Consider the following 24,094-nt stretch of genomic DNA (forward strand, 5'->3'; position numbering starts at 1 on the left):
ATGGACAAGGAACTTTCCACTATGTGGGAGTCTTTCTTAAAAGAACTTGAAAAGAAATCAATGTCTCAAGTTACATACTCCACTTGGTTTTCCAGAATGCTTCCAAAATCAATTGATTATGATGAAAAGAAAATCATCATAACAGTTCCTTCACCCTTCATTAGGGACTATCTCGTAAATAACAAGAGGCACTTCGATCTTGTAGGCGAAGCTCTAAGAGAAATTACGGGAATTGATTTTAATATAAGCATAATTTCAGAAGACGAGGCAACAGATCAGAACCCTGCAGGCCTTATAAATAAGAATTTTTTAAGCATCTCGAGGTTAAATCCAAAGTACACCTTTGAAACCTTTGTAGTAGGCAAAAGCAACGAATTTGCCCATGCAGCAGCTCTGGCAGTCTCTGAAAACTACGAAAATCCGCAAAATGCCTTTTCAAATCCACTCTTCATCTATGGAGGAGTAGGACTTGGAAAAACCCATTTAATGCATGCAATTGGACATTTTGTACTAGAACAAGATCCTACTAAGAAGATTTTATACGTGACAAGTGAGCAATTTACCAACGAGCTCATAAATTCAATCCAAACTAATAAAAATGAAGAATTTAGAAACAAGTACAGGAAGGTTGACCTTCTACTAATTGACGATATCCAGTTTATAGCTGATAAGGACAGGACTCAGGAAGAATTTTTCCATACCTTTAATGAGCTCCACGAGCAAAATAAGCAAATTGTCCTAACATCTGATAAACCACCTAAGGATATTAAGAGTCTCGAAGAAAGGCTTATTTCTAGGTTTGCCTGGGGTCTTGTAGTAGATATTGGACCACCAGACCTTGAAACTAGGATTGCAATTTTGAGAAAAAAGGCAGATTCTGAAGGTTTTGAGGTATCTCAAGAGGTAATGACCTTTATAGCAGAGAATGTAAGGAGTAACATTAGGGAGCTAGAAGGGGCATTATCCAGAGTTATGGCCTATTCTAAGCTTACAGATTCAGATATTTCCGTTGAATCTGCTGCCATAGTCCTTAGGGATATCTACGAAACTAAGGCAAAAAAACAAATTACTGCAGAATATATTAAGGCAGAAGTTGCTAAAAAATACGGACTAAATCTTGATGATTTTAATTCTAGAAAAAGGACCAAGGCCATAGCCTATCCAAGACAAATAGCCATGTATATAACAAGAGAATTAACAGATCTTAGTCTTCCTAAGATAGGTGATGTCTTTGGAGGCCGTGACCACTCTACTGTTATTCATGCTTACGATAAAATAAGCAAAGATTTGGAAGAGGATCCTATATTTAAAATTGAGATTACTAATTTAATAAAAGAAATTAAATCTTAGCTGTTGATAAGTTTTTATAAGTGCCAATCTTATCCACAACTTATCAAGAATAAATTTTATTGAAACTCATAAGTTTAGGGGACTTATTAACAAATCCACAGGCTCTACTACTATTACTAATTAATATACTAATTTCTAGGAGGAAAAAATGCTAATAAAGGTTAACAGAAAAGAACTGACAAAACATATTTCCATAGTTCAAAAAGCAATTTCTCAAAGAACGACTATGCAAATACTTGAAGGTATAAAAATATCAGCTAAAAATAATAGCTTAACTCTTACTGCAACTGATACAGAAATAAGCATAAAGACAGAACTTAATGCCATTGTTGAAAGAGAAGGCGATATAGTAATAAATTCAAGACTCTTTGGCGATATTATAAGAAAACTTGAAAATGACATTATAAATATAAATGTAGAAAATTACATGATGAACCTTAAATGTGGGGATTCAATATTTAACTTATCCACACAAAAGGCTGATGAATACCCTGACCTACCTAAGGTAGAAGAAAATATTTCTATAGATATATCTGCAAAGGACTTAAAAAATATTGTAAAGAAGACTACTTTTGCGGTTTCTAATGATGAATCTAGAATTGTCTTTACAGGTGTCCTAATGGATATAAAGAAAAGCTACATTAATTTTGTTGCATTAGATGGTTTTAGGATGGCAATTCAAAGACTTGAAAAGGAAACTGGAATAGAAAATTCTATTATTATCCCTTCAAGATCCTTAAATGAACTTGTAAAGATTATTGATGATGAAGAAGATCTTAAGTTAAATATTTCAAGAAATAATATTGTCTTTAAATTCAATAATACTGTATTTTATTCAACTTTATTAAGTGGAGACTTCTTTAGCTACAGTGCTCTTCTAAGAGATGAACACAAGATTTCTACATCTGTATCAAAAAGAGAATTCCAACTTGCAGTGGAAAGGGCATCTCTTCTTGCAAGAGAAGACAGGGCTAACCTAATAAAGTTAAATGTTAAGGAAAATTACATTGATATAAAGAGTAATTCCGAAATTGGAGATGTTTTTGAAAAGGTTAAGACATCAGAACACGATGAAAGTTTAGATATTGCTTTTAATTCAAGATATATTTTAGATGGAGTTAAGATTCTTGAATCAGAAGAAATTGTCCTTAATTTCACTGACTCAGTAAACCCACTAATAATTACAGAAGCAGAAAATGATTCCTATATATATCTTGTCCTACCAGTAAGACTTGCGGGGTAATTATGGAAACTATAAAAATAAACACTGAGTTTATAAAACTAGACTCCTTCCTTAAGTTAACAAACCTTTGTGAATCAGGTGGACTTGCCAAGACCCTAATTCAAGAAGGGGAAGTTATGGTTAATGGAGAAGTAGAAACTAGGAGAGGAAAAAAATTATACAAGGGAGATAAAATTTCTTTCCAAGGAAATGACTTTATAATTGGTGAAAAATGAAACTCAAGCATCTAAGACTTTTTAATTTTAGAAATTACAAGGGTTTAGATTTTGTTCCAGGTGAAAATATAAATGTCCTTTACGGCCTTAATGCTTCGGGAAAGACCAACTTATTGGAATCTATTTACATGTCTATAAGGGCGACTTCCTTTAGGAGCTTAAAGGATTTTGATCTTATTAATATAGATGAAAATTCCTCAAGCATCATTACAAGATATATGACAGAAGACTACAAGGACGATTATAGGATTGAAATTTCAAAGTTTGAAAACAAAAAACTTTTTATAAATGACGACAAGGTAAATACTAAAGAATACAGAAAATCAAGATTCGTGGTACTTTTCAATCCTGAAGATCTAAATATAATAAAATATTCACCTAAGGAAAGAAGAAAATTCTTAGACGATTTGCTTTCAAATATTGACCTGAATTACGATTTTTATATGTACAAGTACAGGAGGCTACTCTTCGAGAGAAACAAAATTCTCAAGATGAACATGGACAGAAACCTATTAGATGTCTATGACAGAGAAATCGTAAGAAATGGGACAAAAATAATTATAATGAGGCTAAAGACTATCAAGAAGTTAAATGAAATTGCCAAAAAACATTATAAAAATTTATCGGGAGACGACTTAAATATAACCTACCTATCCACAGTCCCTGTCTTTGTTGACGAGGAAGAATTCATGGAAAATTATTTTAGAATATTAAAAGAATCTCTCCCAAAGGACCTTGAGAAAAGATATACAACAATTGGACCCCACAGGGATGACTTAGATTTTAAAATAAATAAATTTTCATCTAAGTCCTATGGGTCTCAAGGAGAACAAAGATCTATAGTCTTGAGTTTAAAATTAGCTGAAGCAGATCTCATAAGAGATTTATATAAAACAAAGCCTCTACTTTTACTTGACGATGTCTTTTCAGAAATTGACTCAAAGAGAAGTAGATACTTATTACATTCACTAAAAGATTTACAGACCTTTATCACCACAACTGAGGCAGACGAATTTTTAAAATCTGTTGATGCCAATTTTTATAGGGTGAGCCAAGGTAGAATTTTGTAAAAGAATAGGAGAAAAAATGGCAAAGGATAAAAGACACTATGACGCGTCGGATATACAGGTCTTAGAAGGACTAGATCCCGTTAGAAAAAGACCGGGTATGTATATTGGATCTACTGGACCAAGAGGTCTACACCACTTAGTTTATGAGATTGTAGACAACTCTATTGACGAGGCTCTTGCCGGTATATGTGATCATATTATTATTAAAATAAACAAGAATGGAAGCGTTGAAATAACTGATAATGGTTCAGGTATACCAGTTGATATTCATCCACAAACAGGAAAGTCTACAGTAGAAACTGTACTTACAATCCTTCACGCAGGTGGTAAGTTTGACAACTCTGCCTACAAGGTTTCTGGTGGACTTCACGGTGTTGGTGTATCTGTAGTTAACGCCCTTTCCAACAAATTAGTTGCAACTGTAAAAAGAAATGGAAAAATCTACAGACAAGAATTCGCAAGGGGAATTAGAAAAAGTGACCTTGAAGTTATTGGGGAAACTAACACAGATGAAACTGGTACAACAATTTACTTTGAACCAGATGATACAATCTTTGAAACAGTAGAATTTTCTGATGAAGTTTTAGCTAAGAGATTTAGGGAGATGGCCTTCCTAAATAAGGGAATAAAAATTGAATTTATAGATGAGAGAAAAGACCTAAAGGAAGTCTTCCATTATGAAGGCGGAATCAAATCCTTTGTTGAATTTATAAATGCAAAGAAAAAGCCAGTACATGATGAAATCATCTACATAGATGAAATTAGGGAAGAGACAGCAGTTGAAATTGCTATTCAATACACAGACTCTTATTCAGAAGTTGTGCTTTCTTTCGCAAACAATATTAATACTGAAGAAGGTGGAACCCACCTATCAGGTTTTAGGTCAGCCCTAACAAGAACCCTAAATGATTATGGTAGAAAAAATAACATTATAAAGGAAAAGGAAGAAAACCTATCTGGTGAAGACGTAAGAGAAGGTATTTCTGCAGTTATAAGTGTAAAACTACCTGATCCACAATTTGAAGGACAAACTAAGGGAAAACTTGGAAATTCAGAAACTAGAGGAATTGTAGACTCAGTTTTATCTGAAGACCTAGCAGTTTTCTTGGAAGAAAATCCAAGAGTTGGAAAACAAATCCTAGATAAGGCCCTATCTGCAAGACGTGCAAGAGAAGCAGCTAGAAAGGCAAGAGACTTAACAAGAAAGAAAAATAATCTTGAGTCTATGACTCTACCTGGTAAGCTTGCAGATTGTCAAAACGACGATCCAAAGAGAAATGAAATCTTCCTAGTCGAAGGTAATTCCGCTGGTGGTTCTGCCAAAGACGGCAGGGACTCAGCCTACCAAGCAATCCTACCTCTTAGGGGTAAGATTATGAACGTTGAAAAGGCAAGACTTGATAGGATGCTAAATTCTTCAGAAATTCGTGCCATGATAACAGCCTTTGGAACAGGTATTGGGGAAGAATTTGATTTAGAAAAATTAAGATATGACAAGATCATAATCATGACCGATGCCGACGTTGACGGTGCTCACATTATGACTCTTTTACTCACATTCTTCTTTAGATACATGAAGCCACTTATAGAAGAGGGCCACGTTTATGTTGCTCAAGCTCCACTTTATGGAATTGAAAAGGGAACTAAGATTTTAAGATATTGTCACAATGAAAAGGAACTTAGACTTGCCCTAAAGGAATACAAGGACTCTAAGGTAAACATAAAGAGGTACAAGGGTCTTGGAGAAATGGACCCAGAACAACTTTGGGAAACAACAATGAACCCAGACAACAGACTTCTTTTAAAGGTAAATATTGACGACTTAGCAGAAGCTGATGACACCTTCTCAATCCTAATGGGAACAGAAGTTGAACCAAGAAGAGACTTTATAACAGAAAATGCAGTTTACGCTGATTATATAGATGCATAGGAGTAAACCATGAGTGAAAATAATATTATAGAATCAGGAATACTTGATGTAGATATTAATAAAAAGATGAGGTCTTCTTATCTTGATTATTCAATGTCTGTAATTGTTGCAAGGGCACTTCCTGATGTACGTGATGGACTAAAACCAGTCCACAGAAGAATTTTATATGGAATGCAGGGACTTAATCTTGCATCCAATGGACCTTACAGAAAGTCAGCAAGACTTGTTGGGGATGTAATGGGTAAGTATCACCCTCATGGTGACTCATCTATTTACGAAGCAACAGTTAGACTTGCTCAAGATTTTAACACAAGATATACTCTAGTTGATGGCCAAGGTAACTTTGGTAATATTGACGGTGACGGGGCTGCGGCTATGCGTTATACAGAAGTTAGGATGACTAAGCTTGCAGAAGAAATGCTAAGGGATATAAATAAGGAAACTGTTGATTTTGTTCCAAACTTTGATGAAAACGAAAAGGAACCTACTATACTTCCAGCAAGATTCCCAAATCTTTTGGTAAATGGATCATCTGGTATTGCCGTAGGTATGGCGACAAATATGGCTCCTCACAATATGAATGAGTCCATTGACGGAATCATTGCCTACATTGACAACGATGAAATTTCAATTTCTGAACTTAACCAAATAATCAAGGGACCAGACTTTCCTACAGGTGCCCAAATTATGGGAACTGAAGGGATAAAGGAAGCCTACGAAACTGGAAGGGGAAAGATAACTGTAAGGGCAGTTGCTGAAATCAAATCCTTTAAGAACAATCGTGAAAAAATTGTAATAACAGAACTTCCTTACCAAGTTAACAAGTCTGCACTTATTATGAAAATTGCAGAACTTGCAAAGAACAAGGATATTGATGGAATTTCAAATATAACTGATGCTTCAAATAGAAAGGGCATCAACATAATTGTTGAACTAAAAAGAGATGCTAATGCAGAAGTTGTTTTAAATAAGCTTTACAAAAACACTCAAATGCAAACAACTTTTGGAATCATAAATCTTGCCTTAGTAAATGGAAGACCAGAAATCCTAAACCTAAAGCAAATTATTAGATATTATGTAGACCACCAAGTTGAAGTTGTAACTAGAAGAACAAAGTTTGACTTAGACAAGGCAGAAAAGAGAGCCCACATAGTTGAAGGTCTATTTATAGCTCTTGACAATATTGATAGGATTATAAAAATTGTTAGGGGATCTAAGGACGACAAGGAAGCAAAGGAAAAGTTCTACGAAGAATTTAAATTAACAGAAGAACAATCTCAAGCTATCTTGGACATGAGAATTAGAAGACTTACAGGACTTGAAAGAGATAGACTTGAAGCTGAATATGAAAAACTTCAAGCTGATATCAAGTGGTTTAAGGAGATCTTAGAAAATAATGATGTTCTTATGAACCTAATCAAGGAAGAACTTCTTGAAATAAAAGAAAAATATGGTGACTTAAGAAGAACTGTCATTTCACATGCTAGAACTGACATAGAGATCGAAGATATTATAAAGAAAGAGGATGTTGTTATAACTCTTACTCAATTTGGTTATATCAAGAGAATGAGTGAGGGAACTTATAAGCCACAAAAAAGAGGTGGCAGGGGAGTTTCTTCTGGCAATATGAGGGACAAGGACTTTGTCAAAGAATTATTTGTCACATCTACTCATGATATGATTTTATTCTTCACATCTCTTGGAAATGTCTTCAAGTTAAAGGCTTATGAAATTCCAGAAGACTCTAGGACATCAAGGGGTACAGCTATAATTAACCTACTTGACTTAGATGAAGATGAAAGGGTAACTTCCATAATACCTGTTAAGGAATATGACCCAGACCTTAACTTCTTAATGGTAACTGAAAAGGGACTTATTAAGAGGACACCATTTAAGGATTATAAAAATATTAGAAAATCTGGCATCATTGCTATAAAATTAAATGAAGGCGACAAATTAATCGACGTTCATTTGACTAAAGATGATGAAGATGTAATACTTGTAACTAAAAAAGGTCTATCAATTAGATTTAATGAAGAACAAGTTAGAAAATCTGGAAGAAACTCCATGGGAGTTAAGTCCATGGACCTTGATAAGGATGACATTGTAGTTTCATCTGATCTTGTAGTAGATGACAAGTACCTTCTTGTTATATCAGAAAATGGTTATGGAAAATTAACTGAAATAGATAAATACAGACCACAAAACAGGGGTGGAAAGGGACTTCTAACTTACAAGATTACTAAGAAAACTGGAGATGTTGCATCAGCTGCTGTTGTGGAAAAAGAAGACGACGTTATGATAATTGCAAATTCTGGAATTATTATAAGAATTCTAACTGAAGATATCTCAGTCCAAGGAAGAAACACATCTGGTGTTAAACTTATGAATTTGACAGATGCAAAAGTTGTAGCTGTTGCAAATTATATTGGAGACTAGGAGGCCTTATGGAATTTAAATTAGAGGCAAAAAATACTGATGAATTTTTAGTATTGTATCCAAAGGGAGAACTTGACGTTTATAATACAAAAAATTTCAAGGAAAAAACTATAAAGTTTTATGAAAAGGATAAAAAGGATATTTTATTTGATTGTAAAGAGCTAGAATACCTAGACTCAACAGGTCTTGGTTCTCTTATCTACATCCTAAAGGAAGTGGAAAAAGAAGACTATAAAATTGTAATTGAAAACCTAAATCCTTCAATAATGAAACTCTTTAAGATAACAAAACTTGAAGATATGTTTGAAATTAGGGGGTAATATGGATACTTTAAAATATCAAATACCCAATGACGCCAAATATTTTTCTACAGTTAGGCTTATGCTTTCTGGCATTTTAAATATCCTAAATAGGGACATTGAAGAAATAGAAGATATAAAAATGGCTGTGACAGAAAGTTTAAATATTTGTCACGAGTTAACTGAAGATGACCACATAGACTTGGTCTTTGAAATAGAAGAAGATAAAAACATAAGAATTTGTGTAAGTGAAATTAGCAAGGAAAAATTAGAAGCATCTGAAGACCTATCTCTTGCAAAGACTATTATAGATTGTCTTGTAGATGAATCTCATTTTGATGGAAGTAAATTTATTTTATCTAAAAAATTATAAGGGTCTGTTATGAATTTAAAAGAATACAACAATTTAGATAGAAGACTAACAAAGGAAGAGAGAAAGGACCTCTTTAAGGAATATCACGAGACAAAAGATCAAGAAATAAGAGATATCCTTATAGAGGAACACCTCTACATTGCAGAAATCCTATCTAAAAAATATACAGGCAGGGGAATAGATTATGACGACATCTACCAGGTGGCATCAATTGGTCTAATCTATGCCATTGAAAGATACGACCCTGAAAAGGGATTTGAATTTTCTTCCTTTGCCACTCCAACAATAATTGGAGAAATAAAAAAATATTTTAGGGACAATGGTTGGACTATTAGGGTCCCAAGGAGAATCCAAGAACTTTCAAAGAAAATTTCCAATGCAACTGTGAGCCTTTCACAAAAGTATCAAAAGACACCTACTATAGACGAGATTGCAGAGTATTTGGACTCAACACCAGAAGAAGTCATGGAGGCCATGGAAGCATCCAAGGTTTACACACCACAATCTCTCGATGTAACTTATGAATCTGGAGATGAAAGTGAAGTCAACCTATCTGACTTAATTGGAGTGGAAGAAGCCTACTTTGACAAGATAGAATCCAATGACTTCTTTAAGAAGGCTATGGAGAACTTAGACGAAGTTGAGAGGACTATTCTAATTGACAGATACTTTAACAAGAAGACCCAAGTTGTAATTGCAAAGAAATTAAATATTTCTCAAATGACAGTTTCAAGGATCGAGAAGAAGGTCTTGGAAAAGATGAGAAAAGAAGTCGCTAAGACTATGGAGGTATAATGAATAGAAATAGATACCTGGTTACACTTTTAAAATTAGTGAATACCTTTGAAATAGTTGTATCAGTTCTGCTAATAGCTGGCGTAATAGTTTCAGTGCCAGATATTATGAAGTATTATTTCAAGATACTTACAAGTGATGCTGGCCTATCCTATGAAATATTTCAAAATTTCCTATCCCACGTCCTCTTGCTAGTAATAGCTATAGAGTTTGTGGTACTTATGATTGCACATACAGACACCAACATCATTCACTTGATCTTACTTGTAATTTCTAGAAAGATGTTAGTTTACTCTGACAATATGCTTGATTTACTTATAGCAACTATAGCCATAGCAGTACTCTTCGCTGTTAGGAAGTTCTTGTTGACAGGGGTAAATATGGACGCAGAAGGAGAAGATAATGAATACTCTGCATCAACTCCTGTGAAGATCCTAAACAAGAGGTATGGATTTGATATTGAGGCAGGCGAGACTACAACAATTGGTGGTTACGTAGCTGGTCTTCTTATTAAGAATGCAGAAGAAGCAGAAGTTGGAGTTATTGTCGACGATGGCGAATACATCTTCCAAATTGTCAAGATGGCAAGCGGTGGCGTTATAGAAACTGTTTCTGTTGAGAGAATCGACGAAAAAGCTAAAGAAGAAGACAAAGAAAAAGAAAATAAATAAAGATAAAAGGTGTCGGCTAATCCGGCACTTTTTTTGTAGATTTTAAAAATCAAAAAAAAATAATAATTTATTAGTTAGTGTTTTTTCACTAATTAGAAATAAAAAATTGTAAATTAAAAATTGCAAGCCTATGATTCTCACATAATTTGTAAAAAGAAAGAAAAAAATATTAAAAATGTTATAATTAAATTGGTGATAAGATGAAATACATAATGGCATTTGATGCAGGTACAACATCTGCTAGAACTATAATTTTTGATAAAAAGGGAAATCCAGTTTCTGTTGCCCAAAAGGACCTTATCAAGCACTTTCCAAAACCTGGCTATGTAGAAGAAGAGCCAGACGACTTGTGGTCCAAGCAAATTGGTACAGCAGTGGAAGCCATGTCCAGGAAGGAAATCGACCCCAAGGACATAGCAGCAATTGGGATAACAAACCAAAGAGAAACAACAATTGTATGGAACAAGAAGACCATGGAGCCAGTTTACAATGCAATTGTCTGGCAGTGTAAGAGGACTTCAAAATATTGTGAAGAATTAAAGAAAAGAGGCCTGGAAGAAACTATAAGGGAAAAGACAGGTCTTGTTATTGACCCCTATTTTTCTGCCACAAAAATCAGGTGGATTTTGGAAAATGTGGAAGGAGCAAGGGAGATGGCTGAAAGGGGAGACCTCCTCTTTGGTACAGTTGAGACTTACCTCATTTATAAACTAACAGATGGAGAAGTCCACATTACTGACTACACCAATGCCTCAAGGACTATGCTCTTTAACATAAAAGAGAAGAAGTGGGACGATGAGCTTCTTGAGATTTTTGACATACCAAGGTCCATGCTTCCAGAAATAAAAAATTCTAGCCAAGTCTATGGCAAGTGCAAGTCTAAGTATCTTGGTTGCGAAATTCCTATAGCAGGGGCAATTGGCGACCAACAGTCATCACTTTTTGGTACAGCATCCTTTGAAAAGGGAATGGCAAAGTCTACCTTTGGGACAGGTGCCTTTATCCTAATGAATACAGGAGATGAACTAATTAGGTCACAAAATGGACTTGTAACAACTATAGCCTGGGCTATGGATGGGCAAATTAAATATGCTCTTGAAGGATCTATCTTTGAAGCAGGTTCATGTATAGACTTTATGCGTGACAACTTAAGGATAATTGATCAGGCAGATGACTCTGAATACATGGCAAATAAGGTGGAGGACACCAATGACTGCTATTTTATACCAGCCTTCACAGGTCTAGGTGCACCTTATTGGGATCAATATGCAAGGGGGTCTATAGTTGGCCTCACAGGGTCTGTAAATAAGTATCACATAGTAAGAGCTGCTTTAGAAGCAATAGCCTACTTATCTTGCGATGTAATAAGGGCAATGCAGGAGGATTCAAATACAAAAATCAGGTCCCTAACAGTTGACGGTGGAGTCAGCAAGAACAACTTCCTGATGAAATTTTTGTCTGACATAGTTGACGTTCACATTGAAAGGCCAAAGGTTGTAGAGTTAACTGCCCTAGGAGCCTGCTACATGGCAGGACTTGCCGTGGGATTTTGGAAGGATATTGACGAAATAAGAGAAAATAATGCCATAGATAAGTGCTTCGACCCAGAAATGGATGAGTATGAGAGAAATAAAAAAATGGCAAGATGGCACGAAGCTGTAAAATATTCTATGAATTGGGCAAAATAGTTTTGCGATTTTAAAATTAATATTTATAAGCCAGTTTTACTTTAAAAGTAGATCTGGCTTTTTGTTATTTAAATACAAAATTTTTGTATTTCTATTTGTGAACTTAGGAGTTTAAATTAATTTGAAGCAAATACTTTTATGATTTTAAAATTAAATTTATAAAATTTTTAGAAAATTAGCCTCTATACTTAGACCTTACAAAATAAAGATTTTACAGCTTTCCAGCAATGTAAACTTGTATTTATTTTAAACAATAATTTATAATATTAAAAAATTATTTAAAAATACTGTTGACTTTTTATTTTGTATTATTTAAAATACCATTTAAATTAAAAAATTCTTTTGAATCAAGAATTTAATTTTTATTTCAAATGTTTTGAAGTGGAAAAGTAAGTAAAGAATGTTTTTACAGAGAATTGCCATTAGCTGAGAGGCAAGAAATTGAATTTACCGAAAAATCCCCACTGAGCTAAAATGCTGAAATAAGTAAGTATTTTCGGGATCTCCCGTTACAGAGAAATTCATTATTGGATAAGTGCATCATTAAGATGAATTAGAGTGGTACCGCGAGTTTATTAACCTCGTCTCTTTGTATATAAAGAGACGAGGTTTTTTTATTAGGTGCCCAAGGAGGAAAAAAATGAAAAAGAAGTTAGTAAGAATGTCGCCCGCTATGTCAATAGCATTTGTACTTTTTGCATCACACGCTGGTGGTGGTTTTGCAACAGGTAACCAAGCAAATACATATTTTGTAAAGCTTGGTTGGTCTGGACTTGTGTCAGCCGTGGTTGCAATGGTCCTTTTGACTTGGACCCTCAAAGAAGCAATTGTAATGTACAACTCAAGGGGTCTAAAGTCCTACAAGGAACTTTTCGAAACCCTCTACCATCCCTTTGACAAGTTAGAACTTGTTTTTGAAGGATTTTACTACATCATGGTAGTGATGGTAATAGCAAGTACAATATCAGGATCTGCTTCAGCCCTAAAGGAATTTTTTAATTTCAATTACGGCTTGTCAGTCCTGGGAGTTAGTGTATTAACTCTTATGTTAGCAATATTTGGCGAAAGACTTGTTAGAAATGTGGGAACACTAATGGGAATGATGATACTTGTTACTTCAGTTTTAATCTATCTAGTTGGATCCTTTAAGGGAGACCTAGTTGGGGTTGTAACAAGTAACTTTGCAAAGACAGGTTTTTCAAACCTAGACAAGGCGATATTTAACGGATTTATCTATGCAGGATTTCAATGTGTGCAAATACCTTCCATGATTTCCTGTTCAAGAGTTTTAAATAGTGAGAGAGAAGTTTCAAAATCAATGAAACTATCTTGCCTAATAAACTCCTTGGCACTGGGACTTTCAGTTCTTATGCTCTTGGTTTGGAGAGGTTACTACACAGGCTTAGAAGGAGGAGAAGTTATACCAACCCTTACATCTACAAATGCCATGGGCTTTAAGTGGATGACTGCATTTTATGTGATATCTCTTGTACTTTGTCTATTGTCTTCTGGAGTTTCAATAATCTTTGGCTTTGTTTCAAGATTTGAAAATTCAAAGGCCCTAAGAAAAGTTGAATCCCTAGAACTTAGAAGATTTGGACTTGCAGTGGGAATACTTGTCCTATCAATGGCAATATCAATGGCAGGCCTTACAAATATAATAAAATATGGCTACGGTTATTGTGGCTATATAGCAATATTATTTATAGTCCTTCCTTTTACAACAGTAGGATATTACAAAAACAAAAAATATTTACAACCAGAAGTTAGAAGAGAATTTGTATTAGATTAATCAGAGGAGAAAAAAGATGAGAACAGTTAAGATGACAAATTACAGCGTATCACAAAGGGGATATGAAGGACTAGGCAAGTTAGTAGAAGAATACGGCTTCAAAAAAGTTGTCCTAGTTGGAGGTAAAAGAGCCCTTGGGGCAGTTTCACAAAAAATTAGAGATGGCTTAAAGGGTTCAAGCGTAGAAATCCTTGGCGAATTCGTTTATGGACATGAATGCACCCTAAACAACATCAATGCCCTAATGGAAAAGGAAGAAGTCCAAAAAGCAGATGTAATTTTTGCAGTAGGAGGAGGAAAGGCACTAGACACAGGAAAAGTTCTTGCAGGTTTCTTAAATAAACCTTCCATGTCCTTCCCAACAATTTGCTCCAACTGTGCAGGGGGTACTGCCATTGCAGTAGTTTATAATGATGACGGATCCTTCCTAAGATATGAATTAATCCCAGCACCAGTTCACATGTTTGTTGAAGTTGAAACAATTGCTGAAGCGCCAGAAAAATACTTCTGGGCAGGCATTGGCGATGGACTTAGCAAACAGCCAGAAGTTCTCTTTGCGACAAAGGGACTAGAGGACCTAGACTTCGTAGCTAACATGGGAGTTAGCATTGCCAAGACTTGCCAAGAGCCCTTCCTAAAATATGGCGAAGAAGGACTTAAGGACGTAAGAGAAAACAAGGCATCAAAGGCAGTAGAAGAAGTTGCAACAGATATCCTAGTTAACACTGGCTATGTATCAAACTTAACAAATGGAGATAAGTATTATTATAATTCATCTCTTGCTCATGTATTTTACAATGTATCAACATCAGTAAAAAGAGAGGGAGAATACCTTCACGGAGTTCTAGTATCCTATGGAGTTTTAGTCCTTCATGCCTACGACCACAACTATGAAGAGTTTGAAAAACTTGCAAGATTTAACAAGAAGTTAGGTCTACCAGTAACTCTTGAAGAAATTGGCTTAACAAGGGATGACGTAAGAGAAATGGCAAAGAAAGTTTATGACACAACAGAATGGCAGAAATCAGAAAAAGCTCTAAGTGAAGAAAAATTTGTAGAAGCAGCCTTCTACGCAGATGATTTTGGAAAAAAATTATTAGCAGAATAATAATTTTTAAAAATTGAAAAAGATGATGAAAAAAGACCTAGATTATGTGAAGTCTAGGTCTAATTTTTTATAAAATTTACATTCTTATATTTATGAAAAATTGTATAAAAGTCTTGTGTTTTAAAAACAATTATTATAGAATGTTTTTCATAGAAAATTAAAAAAACTTTGAAAAAGTTTAATACTTCCACAATTGTCAAAAGTTGTGAAGTGGAGTAGTAGGTGGAGAATTTTTTTACAGAGAATTGCCGTAAGCTGAGAGGCAAGAAAATGAATTTACTGAAAATGCCCACAGAACTAAGACGCTGAAATTAGTAAGTGCCTTCGGGATCTCCCGTTACAGAGAAGTTCATTATTGGATAAGTGCATCATTAAGATGAATTAGAGTGGTACCGCGAGTTTATAATCCCGTCTCTTTTTATAGAGATGGGTTTTTTTATTGGTACAAAAGGAGGAAAAAGATGAAGACAGTTAGATTACCAAATTATAGTATTTCAAGAAGAGGATATGAGGGTCTAGGACAAATAGTAGAGTCCTATGGATTTAAAAAAGTTGTCCTAGTTGGAGGTAAAAGAGCCCTTGCAGCAGTTTCACAAAAGATAAGAGATGGCCTAAAGGGTTCAAGTGTAGAAGTCCTTGGTGAATTTATTTATGGAAAGGAATGCACACTTAAAAACATTGAAGCCCTTAAAAATAAAAAAGAAGTGTTAGAGGCAGATGTAATTTTTGGAATTGGTGGGGGCAAGGCCCTTGATACAGTAAAAGTCCTCTCCTATTATCTTGGAAAATCCTGTATCTCATTTCCTACAATTTGTTCCAACTGCGCAGGTGGAACAGCCATAGCAGTTGTTTATAATGACAATGGGTCCTTTTTAAAGTACGAACCAACACCAGCTGCAGTCCATATTTTTGTGGAAACAGAAACTATAGCCCAGGCACCAGAAGAATATTTTTGGGCAGGAATTGGGGATGGAATTAGCAAGAAGGCTGAGGTCTTATTTGCATCACAAAATGATGATCCCATTGATTTTGTAGCCACAATGGGCCTTAGTTTAGCAGGTTCATCCCAAGATACCCTAATAAAATATGGTGAAGAAGGTCTAAGGGATGTTAGGAATAAGGAAGTTTCAAGGTCTATTGAATCTATTGCAAGTGAAATTTTAATAAACACAGGCTATATTTCCAACTTAACTAATGGGGAAGATTATTATTATAATTCTTCTCTTGCTCATGTATTTTTTAATCTCTCAACCCTAATAGAAAGAGAAGGAGAATACCTTCATGGTTACCTGGTTTCCTTTGGAGTCTTAGTCCTCCATGCTTACGACAAAAACTATGAAGAATTAGAAAAAATTGCTAGATTTAACAAAAAACTTGACCTTGCATTGTGCTTGGAAGACTTGGGTCTTAAGAGAGAAGATGTTTTTACTATGGGAGACCACATTGAAGAAACCCTTGAATGGAAGAGGTCTAGTGTAGCCTTGACTAGAGATAAGTTTATAGAAGCCTGCTTCTATGCAGATGAATTTGGCAAAAAAATAAAAGAAGAAAATTAATTTATTTTATAAATTTATTAGCCTCATAAAAAAAGACCTAGAATTTAATCTAGGTCTAATTTTTTATTAACTTATAAATTAATTGGCATTAGCATATTCCATGTTGTAAGCCTTACAAATTAGGTTTAAATTTTTGATGAAAATATACCAAGCAACAAAGAAACCTAAACCGCAGAAGATTGATCCAATGAGAAGCCATAATAAGAAGGAAGATCCGTTGTCTTGGGTGTACCTATTGTATCTTGGGGCATTGGATTGAATCCTATTCATTACATTAAAATCCCAGAATAAACAATAGATGTTACAAGTTATTATTCCCAAGAAAAAGAATTTCATAAGGCCACTTGTTTCTTCTCCGTCACCATTACAAACTATATTTAAGCTATCTGAAATCTTGTAGACAAAATACAATTGATAAAATCCACAAGTTATAAAGGATAGTAGTACATATAATGGAAAAGACCAGTCGTCTTTTACATAGCCCCTAAAGGGAGCTGGACCAAGATTTCCTCCATAATTATTGTAAGCATTGTAGGAGCCTGCATTATTATAGTTGTTATAGTTATTATTAAACTTGTTGCTATTATTGTTGTTATAAGTATTTTGATTTTTATAACTTTCAAACTTTTGAGCCTTTTTGGCTTCAGATTTTTCTTGGAAATCACTCTTGCTCTTGTCAAATATTGAAATAAAAACATTAATAGAATCGTTAAGTTCTCTTTTTAAAAATTCTACATTAGAAATATTTGAAAAATAATTATCAGGATAAATTTTTTCCTTGCTGTTTCCAATAAAATAAATAAGACCTATAACTATAAGTGCAACAATAACTAGGTAAAAATTACCATAGAAGCCACCGTAATAGAAAATCTTGGAAATTATGAATAAAAATACATTTGTAATTAATAAAAATATACCTGAAATTAAAAGGCCGTTAAATAATTCCTTGTTCCTGCCAGTGTTCCAATTTTTAAAAATTGAAAAGAGGGAGAAGGTCATAAAAACTAAGGATATAGCCATGCCTCCTAGGAAGGGCAGACTAAATAAAAAATATAAAAAATTTAGAAATCTCATTATAAAATACCTCCTATAAATGAGAATAAAAATCCAAAGAAAGCAAGGATTGTTGTTACAGAGGCAATACCTGTTACAATCATAAAGACTAGAGCAATTATTTTTACAGGACTTAAGCCTGCCTCTGGCTTATAATTTTCTTTTTTATTATAAGTGAAGTCTTCCTTATAAGTTTTTTCTTCCTTTACTCTTTGCTTTTGTGAAGAATCTTCTTTTAAATCTTCACTTGGTCTTATTATCTCCTTATGAACTTCAAGCTTTGGAGGATTCTTGTCCTCTTCTCTATCTAAGATCTCTGGAACTTTTACAGTTTCATCAAGAGGGGCATCTAAGATTTTTGGAGCCTCAACTATTTCAACTTTTTCAACTTTTTCTTCCTTAAATAATTCTTCTTTTTGCGATTCTCTTGAAAGACTCAAGTCTTCCTTAATCTCTTCAGCAATTTCTTCTTTAACTTTCTCGCTTTCAGAAGGCTTTTCTTCAAATTCCTCAGGTACTAGGTCCATGGGATCCTCATCAATTATTGGAGGCTTAAACTCCTTTAAATTTTCCTTTTTGGCCTCAAGTTTGTCGGGATCTACTGGGACAGGAGCACCGCATTGGTCGCAGAACTTCATATGCTCGTCCAGCCTGTTGCCACACTTAATACAAAACATAAGTCACCTCATCAATTCTTTCAAAAAATTAAAAATCTTGTAGAAGATGGATTCATAGGGTCTAAAAACAACGATGGTGTCATTTGGGTCCATCATCCTAAAAACATAAACAATTAAAAACACAAGAACAAAGAAAATCTCTAGTCCTCTTAAAAATTTTTTTGAGAACTTGTCCCTAAATATATAAATAATAAGTCCAAGGGCTGGGAGAACAAATAGGGGATGATAATAATAGGCAGACTTGAAGTCCAATCTTAGGAGACTAAGATAAGCCCTAGTCATACCACAACCTGGGCAAGACACTCCAGTTATAAATTTAATTGGGCAAGTTATGCCAAAAACTTGTAGAATTCCATATATAAGAATTACCAGTATTATGAAAACAAGTAAGCTATTTTTATTTCTCTTCACTGCGATATTTCCTTTGTATAAAATGTTTTCCTAATTGATATTATACACAAATAAAATTATAAAATCTATTTCTTAGTATTATAGGTAAAAATTTAAAAGTATATATTTAATAATAGGAAAAGCTTATTTCATTTTGTTATAATGAATATAGAGAAAAAATAAGGAGATTTTTATGGACTATAATAAATATTTAAGGGAAAAAATGGTACCAGCCTTTGGCTGTACTGAGCCCATAGCCTTGGCTTTTGCAGCAAGTCGTGCAAGATTCATCCTAGGAGAAGACCCAGAGAGAATCACAGCCAGGTTATCGGGCAATATTATAAAAAATGTAAATAGCGTCAAGGTACCAGGTACTGATGGGAGAAAGGGGATTGAAATTTCTCTTGCAGCTGGAGCCTTCTTAGGGGATTATACAAAAAAACTTGAAGTCTTATCTGATGTAGACAAGTCAAAGCTTGAATACTTAGACGATTTAATAAAAAAAGGACTATGCGACATAGAACTTCTTCATGAGAAGAAGGGTCTTTATATTGACGTATCCATGGAAAAAGGAGAAAAAACTTCTCATGTAGTGATCAAGGACTTCCACACAAATATTATTTTTGAAAGTCTAAATGATGAAATTCTTTTTGAAAAAAAGGAAGAAGAGCTTGAGGAAGAAGATAAGATTGACCTATCTTTTGACAAGATTTATGACTTTGCAAAAAATGGAAATTATGATGACATTATTGATGTTTTGGACAAGGAAATTGAGTACAACTACGCCATTGCCAAGGAGGGAATCGAAAATCCTTGGGGTGCAAATATTGGCAAGATGGTCCTTGAAGAAGCAGGAGACAAGTATTCTGAAAAGCTTGTAGCTTACGCAGCTGCAGGGTCAGATGCCCGTATGTCTGGCTGTGAAAAGCCTGTTGTCATCAATTCTGGATCAGGCAACCAAGGTATTACAGTTTCTGTCCCAATAATTATTTATGCCAAAGACCACGACATTCCAAAAGACAAACTTTACAGGGCGCTAATCTTTGCTAACCTAATTGGTCTTTATATCAAGGAAGGAATTGGCGAACTTTCTGCCTACTGCGGAGTTGTGTCTGCAGGCTGTGCTTCAGTTTGTGGTCTTGCCTTTATGAAAGATGAGGACAAGGATATAATCAAGGAAACTTTAACCAATGCTCTTGCAACAAATTCTGGCCTAATTTGTGACGGTGCCAAAGAATCCTGTGCCATAAAAATTGCATCAAGTCTAAAGATGGGCTTCTTGGCATATAAACAAGCCAAGGAAGGCAATTCTTTTAAGGCAGGCGACGGAATCGTCAAGGGCGACATAGACGAGATGATAAAAACTGTGGGCCACATTGCCATGGAAGGGATGAGGGAGACAGACGAAGTTATCTTGAGAGAGATGATTGGCAAATAAATTTTTATAAGATAATAAAAACTTATTTTATACTATGAAGGGATGACTAGGTTATGGCTACTGCCATTGATAATTTTTTAATGGAAATAGAAGAAGATTTAAAAAACTTTAGGAATGGTGATGCAGTTAGAAGCACAGGAAGAGCTGAGAATTTTCTTTTGGATCATGCTGATGAGATTGAAAAAGAAAGTGAGGAGATTTTCGATCTTGCTTTTGATGTTCAAACAGAATTTGCTGAACTAGAGTCAGGTGCAGATAATAGAAAAAGACTGGCTGAGATAAGAAGGCTCTATAAAAAGATAAAAAGCATCCAAGAATCAATTGAAGATTAAGATTAAATTTTATAAAAATTCACACAAAAAGACGAAGTCTCATGACCTCGTCTTATTTTTTTAGAAATTTTTATTTTTCAATTACTTCATAGCCCATATTTTTCAAAATTCCTGTCACAGAATTTTCTGGTACAAGGTGGGCTGATCCAACTAGGATGAAGTAGGTGTTTTTGCCATCTTTCTTTAACATGGCGTCAATTTTTTTGGCCATATTTTTGTCCCTTTCACTTAAGAGGGCCTCGTTAAACTTTTCTGAAGCTTCATCACCAGACCTTGAAAGGATTTTTTTCATCTTGTCCCTGTCGCCAGCTGACCACGCAAGGAGCATCTTGTCCACTCCCTCATTTATATTCTTGTAACCATTTCGTTCAATCTCGCTAGTCACAGATTCAATCATCTTTATATAGGCATCTTGGTCAAAGTTTGCAAGGAGATTTGCTTGAAACTCCATGGACTCAAGCTCCCCAATTTCAATTTTATTTAAGAGACTCATGGCAACAAAGTAGGATTCAACTCCAAAGGAAGCCTTAGGAGCATCAAGCCTTGGGTCAAGAGATAGGGTGTTGTAAACTGCCCATGGCTTAAGCTTAATTAGCTTGTCTTCAGTTAAGCCAAAGCCCTTGAAGATTCTTAGGACTCTTGCGTAGAGTTCATCGCCTAGGTCATCTTTTAGGTTTTTTCCATCCTTGTAATAGAGTTTTTCTTCCATCTTCTTAGCTTCTTTTTTGTTTGTAGTGTCAATTTCCATAAAGAGCTTGTCGGAAGACTTTAGGGCATTTAAAATTTCATCATCAATAGGATAAATCCAGTCTCTGCCCACGTGGATAGATCCCAGCATGTAAATTTTATTCCCCTTGTTGTTAACTTCATAGAAGAAGCCCTTAGAAGTCTTGCCCTCATCTTGGAGGACCTTATTAACAGCCCTCTTGTAGAGGCAAATCATCTCCTGGAAGGGGATTTTTTCCTTTAAGTATTTTTCGTCAGCTGGGCCCAAGAATATTTTAGAATCTCTCAGGTCCTTTATATCAAAGGCATTTTTATTTAAAAGTTTTGAAATTGAATTTAAGACTTCAAGGCGACTTAGGTCCTTGAAGGCAAAGTCTCCACCAGTTTTTAGTCCACTTTTTTCAAGCTTATCTTTAGAAAGCTTGTAAGTTTCTCTTGCATCTTCAAGAGCCACAGCTTTTCTAAAGTCCCTTCCTTCATAAAAGGTCTTGGCAGGTAGGATTCCCATAAATTGGGCATCGCTAAGGTCCTTAACAGCCCAAGATGAGTAGGAAGGCGATGGATTTTTCTTGGAATCTGATTTTGATTTGACCTCGTGGGCCTCCTCAATTTTTTTGTCCAAGGTATTTTGTGGATTTTTATCTTCTGCATTTGCCTTAACTTCTTCCACCTTTATCTCAACTACTTGAGGAGCAAGTTTCTCATCAGCTGCAAGGGTTGGACTTATTAAAAGTGGTATAAGACCAAGGCTTAAAAGTAGATTTTTTATTTTTTTCATTTATTTCACCTCTTGGTAAATTTCCCTTAGGTTTTCTATTAGTCTTTCATTGGCATCATCATCTAAGATGCAAAATCTAAAATATGATTTGTCTAAATTTTTAAAAGTTTCGCAGTTTCTAACTACAAGACCCTTTTTCATGAGTTTCTCACGAAGGATCCTTGCGTCAGGTCCCCTTAAAATCTTTACCAAAATAAAATTGCCATAGGATTCGAAGGGCCTTAGGCCTTTGATCTCTGCAAGTTCTTTATAAAGACCTTCCCTGCGAGTCCTTATAAAGTCGTGGACTTCTCTCATATAGGCTTCATCGGAGAACATGACCTTGCCGCAGATTTCTGCCACAGAATTAATCTGCCAGAGGACTTCCTTGTCCTTGAAAAACTTCAAAAGTCCATGATTTGATGTGAGTCCATAGCCAAGTCTTATGCCAGGAAGGGCAAAGAACTTAGAAGTCCCCCTCACGACGATTAACTTGTCGTAGGACTTTGTCAAAGATGATGAGGAAAAAGTCTCCATGTCTGTGAACTCAATATAAGTTTCGTCCACCAAGACGGTGGCTTCAGTTTCCTTCAAAATTCTTTCTATTTCAGATCTTTTTAAGATTGTTCCCGTAGGATTGTTGGGATTAGCGAAAATTAAAAACTCAATATTTTTTTGATTTATTGTTTTTATAAGTTCATCAAGATCTATTCTAAAATCATTTTTTTCTTCTAAATTGTATTCAATTATGTAGGAAGAAATTTTCCTTAACTCACTCTCATACTCAGAGTAACAAGGCGATAGGATCATAGAAGTTTTTGGAGCAAAATAGTGAATTGCATCCCTTAAAATCTCTGTAGACCCAAGTCCCAGTACAATATTTTTATCATCACAAGATGCGTAAGAAGAAATAGCTCTTCTTAAGTCCACATAGTCCACATCGGGATAAGTTGAAAGTAAATTTAAGTTTTCTTTAAGACTTTCAAGGGCCCTCTTAGATGGTCCCAGTGGATTTATATTGGAAGAAAAATCCCTAATGTCTTCAATTTTTATGCCTTCGACCTTCGCAATTTCAAAAACATTTGCGCCGTGACTATTCATTATAACACCTCATTTCCTATTGTACCCTATTTGGTAAAAAATTACATATATTATATAATAAGGGGTAAGAAGAGGGTGAGGTGGCTTATGAATAATTTTAGAAATGACTACAGTGATTTTGGATCCAAGGAAATCTACCAAGAGATAGAGAGGATTTTTGATAAAAAAGTTTCGGGCTATGGGACTGATGAAATATCAAATGAAGCTAGAGACTTAATTTTAAGAGAAATTGGAAGAGAAGCAGACATTGAGTTTGTGTCTGGAGGGACTGCTACAAATATTTTGGCAACGACCTTTGGTCTAAGACCCTATGAGGCAGTTTTATCTGCATCGACTGGCCACATAACCCACCACGAGACTGGGTCTATCGAAGCCACAGGACACAAGGTTGTGACGCTAGAGACATCTGATGGCAAGTTAAGGGCTGATGAAATTAGACAAATTATCGATGACCAGCCAGGAGAAATTGATGTAAGGATAAAAGTTGTCTACATTTCTCAAACTACTGAAGTGGGAACAGTTTATACAATAGATGAAATCAAAGAAATTTATGAAGTCTGCCAGGAAAAAAATTTGTATCTTTATATTGATGGGGCAAGAATTGCCCATGCCATGGCTGTAAATTCTAGTAGCTTATCTGACTACGCCAAGTATTCTCATATTTTTTCCATTGGTGGAACAAAAAACGGGGCAATCTTTGGTGAAGCCCTAGTGATTTTAGATGAAAACTTGAAAAAAGATTTTAGGTATTACTTGAAACAAAGGGGAGCCATGATGGCAAAGTCCTTCTTAATTGGCTTGTCCTTCAAGGTTTTATTCCAAGATGGACTTTATTATGAAAATGCCAAGAGGGCCTATGACATGTCAAGACTTTTAGTTGAAGGTCTAAAGGACCTGGGAAGGGACCCAGTCTTTGCTGAATCCAACCAAGTTTTTATAAAATTTAGCCCAGAAGAAATTGAAAAATTGAAAGAAGAAAATATTTTTGAAATAGAAAATGCCAAGGAGTCTATTATTAGACTTGTGACAAATTACAGGACAAGTGAAGAGGAAGTAAGAGGATTTTTAAATTCTATAAATAATTAGGAGGA

General features: G+C 34.9%; 22 protein-coding genes and 2 other annotated features. Of the genes, 17 read left to right on the top strand and 5 right to left on the bottom strand.

Annotated features, from left to right (window positions below; all coding sequences use genetic code 11):
• The 14 genes from dnaA to ACWPVO_RS00070 form a co-directional block, all read left to right on the top strand.
• Positions 1–1,350: chromosomal replication initiator protein DnaA (dnaA, locus tag ACWPVO_RS00005; protein ID WP_454205703.1), on the top strand; the 1,350-nt coding region annotated here is incomplete at its 5' end.
• A 148-nt stretch (positions 1,351–1,498) separates the two neighbouring features.
• Positions 1,499–2,593 carry a DNA polymerase III subunit beta gene (gene dnaN / locus ACWPVO_RS00010; protein WP_005955101.1) on the top strand — a complete coding sequence of 365 codons (1,095 nt, stop codon included), beginning with the start codon at positions 1,499–1,501 and terminating at the stop codon, positions 2,591–2,593.
• Positions 2,594–2,595: 2 nt separating this feature from the next.
• Positions 2,596–2,808, top strand: a complete 213-nt coding sequence (yaaA, locus tag ACWPVO_RS00015) for a S4 domain-containing protein YaaA (RefSeq protein ID WP_005955359.1) — start codon at positions 2,596–2,598, stop codon at positions 2,806–2,808.
• A complete protein-coding gene (recF, locus tag ACWPVO_RS00020) occupies positions 2,805–3,878 on the top strand; it encodes a DNA replication/repair protein RecF (protein WP_454205706.1) in 1,074 nt (357 codons plus the stop codon). The genes yaaA and recF overlap by 4 nt, the downstream gene beginning before the upstream one ends.
• A 16-nt stretch (positions 3,879–3,894) precedes the next feature.
• A complete protein-coding gene (gene gyrB / locus ACWPVO_RS00025; protein ID WP_148464937.1) occupies positions 3,895–5,808 on the top strand; it encodes a DNA topoisomerase (ATP-hydrolyzing) subunit B in 1,914 nt (637 codons plus the stop codon).
• Positions 5,809–5,817: 9 nt separating this feature from the next.
• Positions 5,818–8,247, top strand: coding sequence for a DNA gyrase subunit A (gyrA, locus tag ACWPVO_RS00030; RefSeq protein WP_148464936.1), 2,430 nt, complete (start codon positions 5,818–5,820; stop codon positions 8,245–8,247).
• A gap of 8 nt (positions 8,248–8,255) precedes the next feature.
• Positions 8,256–8,567, top strand: a complete 312-nt coding sequence (locus ACWPVO_RS00035; RefSeq protein WP_454205708.1) for an STAS domain-containing protein — start codon at positions 8,256–8,258, stop codon at positions 8,565–8,567.
• A 1-nt stretch (position 8,568) separates the two neighbouring features.
• Positions 8,569–8,919 carry an ATP-binding protein gene (locus ACWPVO_RS00040; RefSeq protein WP_005955138.1) on the top strand — a complete coding sequence of 117 codons (351 nt, stop codon included), beginning with the start codon at positions 8,569–8,571 and terminating at the stop codon, positions 8,917–8,919.
• A gap of 9 nt (positions 8,920–8,928) precedes the next feature.
• The gene (locus ACWPVO_RS00045) at positions 8,929–9,714 is read left to right on the top strand and encodes a SigB/SigF/SigG family RNA polymerase sigma factor (RefSeq protein ID WP_005955284.1); all 786 of its coding nucleotides are present in this window, start codon (positions 8,929–8,931) and stop codon (positions 9,712–9,714) included.
• Positions 9,714–10,385, top strand: coding sequence for a transporter associated domain-containing protein (locus ACWPVO_RS00050; protein ID WP_250342614.1), 672 nt, complete (start codon positions 9,714–9,716; stop codon positions 10,383–10,385). Before ACWPVO_RS00045 ends, ACWPVO_RS00050 begins: the two co-directional genes overlap by 1 nt.
• Positions 10,386–10,585: 200 nt before the next feature.
• Positions 10,586–12,073: a glycerol kinase GlpK gene (gene glpK / locus ACWPVO_RS00055; protein ID WP_454205712.1), complete on the top strand. Its 1,488-nt coding sequence runs from the start codon at positions 10,586–10,588 to the stop codon at positions 12,071–12,073.
• Positions 12,074–12,440: 367 nt separating this feature from the next.
• Positions 12,441–12,665 (top strand) — a binding site (T-box leader).
• 48 nt (positions 12,666–12,713) lie between these two features.
• Positions 12,714–13,865 (top strand): YkvI family membrane protein, encoded by a 1,152-nt coding sequence (locus ACWPVO_RS00060; RefSeq protein ID WP_454205714.1) that lies wholly within the window; start codon positions 12,714–12,716, stop codon positions 13,863–13,865.
• 16 nt (positions 13,866–13,881) lie between these two features.
• Positions 13,882–14,973: an iron-containing alcohol dehydrogenase family protein gene (locus ACWPVO_RS00065; protein WP_412428194.1), complete on the top strand. Its 1,092-nt coding sequence runs from the start codon at positions 13,882–13,884 to the stop codon at positions 14,971–14,973.
• Between the two features lie 196 nt (positions 14,974–15,169).
• Positions 15,170–15,392, top strand: a binding site (T-box leader).
• Positions 15,393–15,434: 42 nt separating this feature from the next.
• Entirely contained in the window at positions 15,435–16,529 is a 1,095-nt protein-coding gene (locus ACWPVO_RS00070; RefSeq protein WP_454205716.1) for an iron-containing alcohol dehydrogenase family protein, read from the top strand.
• Between the two features lie 78 nt (positions 16,530–16,607).
• On the opposite strand, the gene ACWPVO_RS00075 is transcribed toward ACWPVO_RS00070, so the two are convergent.
• Genes ACWPVO_RS00075 through ACWPVO_RS00085 form a run of 3 tightly spaced genes read right to left on the bottom strand, consistent with a single transcriptional unit; the run spans position 16,608 to position 18,670 of the window.
• A complete protein-coding gene (locus tag ACWPVO_RS00075) occupies positions 16,608–17,549 on the bottom strand; it encodes a DUF4234 domain-containing protein (RefSeq protein WP_454205718.1) in 942 nt (313 codons plus the stop codon).
• Positions 17,550–17,602: 53 nt separating this feature from the next.
• Positions 17,603–18,259, bottom strand: coding sequence for a zinc ribbon domain-containing protein (locus tag ACWPVO_RS00080; protein ID WP_270675831.1), 657 nt, complete (start codon positions 18,257–18,259; stop codon positions 17,603–17,605).
• 3 nt (positions 18,260–18,262) lie between these two features.
• A complete protein-coding gene (locus ACWPVO_RS00085; protein WP_005955180.1) occupies positions 18,263–18,670 on the bottom strand; it encodes a DUF2752 domain-containing protein in 408 nt (135 codons plus the stop codon).
• 172 nt (positions 18,671–18,842) lie between these two features.
• Here ACWPVO_RS00085 and ACWPVO_RS00090 point away from each other — a divergent pair, with 172 nt between their 5' ends.
• Positions 18,843–20,087: an L-cysteine desulfidase family protein gene (locus ACWPVO_RS00090; protein ID WP_454205721.1), complete on the top strand. Its 1,245-nt coding sequence runs from the start codon at positions 18,843–18,845 to the stop codon at positions 20,085–20,087.
• Positions 20,088–20,140: 53 nt separating this feature from the next.
• Positions 20,141–20,419 (top strand): hypothetical protein, encoded by a 279-nt coding sequence (locus tag ACWPVO_RS00095; RefSeq protein ID WP_454205723.1) that lies wholly within the window; start codon positions 20,141–20,143, stop codon positions 20,417–20,419.
• 70 nt (positions 20,420–20,489) lie between these two features.
• Here ACWPVO_RS00095 and ACWPVO_RS00100 read toward each other — a convergent pair whose 3' ends face one another.
• Together ACWPVO_RS00100 and ACWPVO_RS00105 are read right to left on the bottom strand one after the other, a co-directional pair.
• Entirely contained in the window at positions 20,490–21,923 is a 1,434-nt protein-coding gene (locus ACWPVO_RS00100) for a TraB/GumN family protein (RefSeq protein WP_454205725.1), read from the bottom strand.
• On the bottom strand, positions 21,924–23,003 hold the full coding sequence (locus tag ACWPVO_RS00105; protein WP_454205727.1) for a pyridoxal phosphate-dependent aminotransferase: 1,080 nt from the start codon (positions 23,001–23,003) through the stop codon (positions 21,924–21,926).
• 87 nt (positions 23,004–23,090) lie between these two features.
• On the opposite strand from ACWPVO_RS00105, the gene ACWPVO_RS00110 reads away from it, so the two are divergent.
• The gene (locus ACWPVO_RS00110; RefSeq protein ID WP_454205729.1) at positions 23,091–24,089 is read left to right on the top strand and encodes a threonine aldolase family protein; all 999 of its coding nucleotides are present in this window, start codon (positions 23,091–23,093) and stop codon (positions 24,087–24,089) included.
• Positions 24,090–24,094: the final 5 nt, after the last annotated feature.

The sequence above is a fragment of the Peptoniphilus sp. Marseille-Q6390 genome (genome assembly GCF_965119475.1).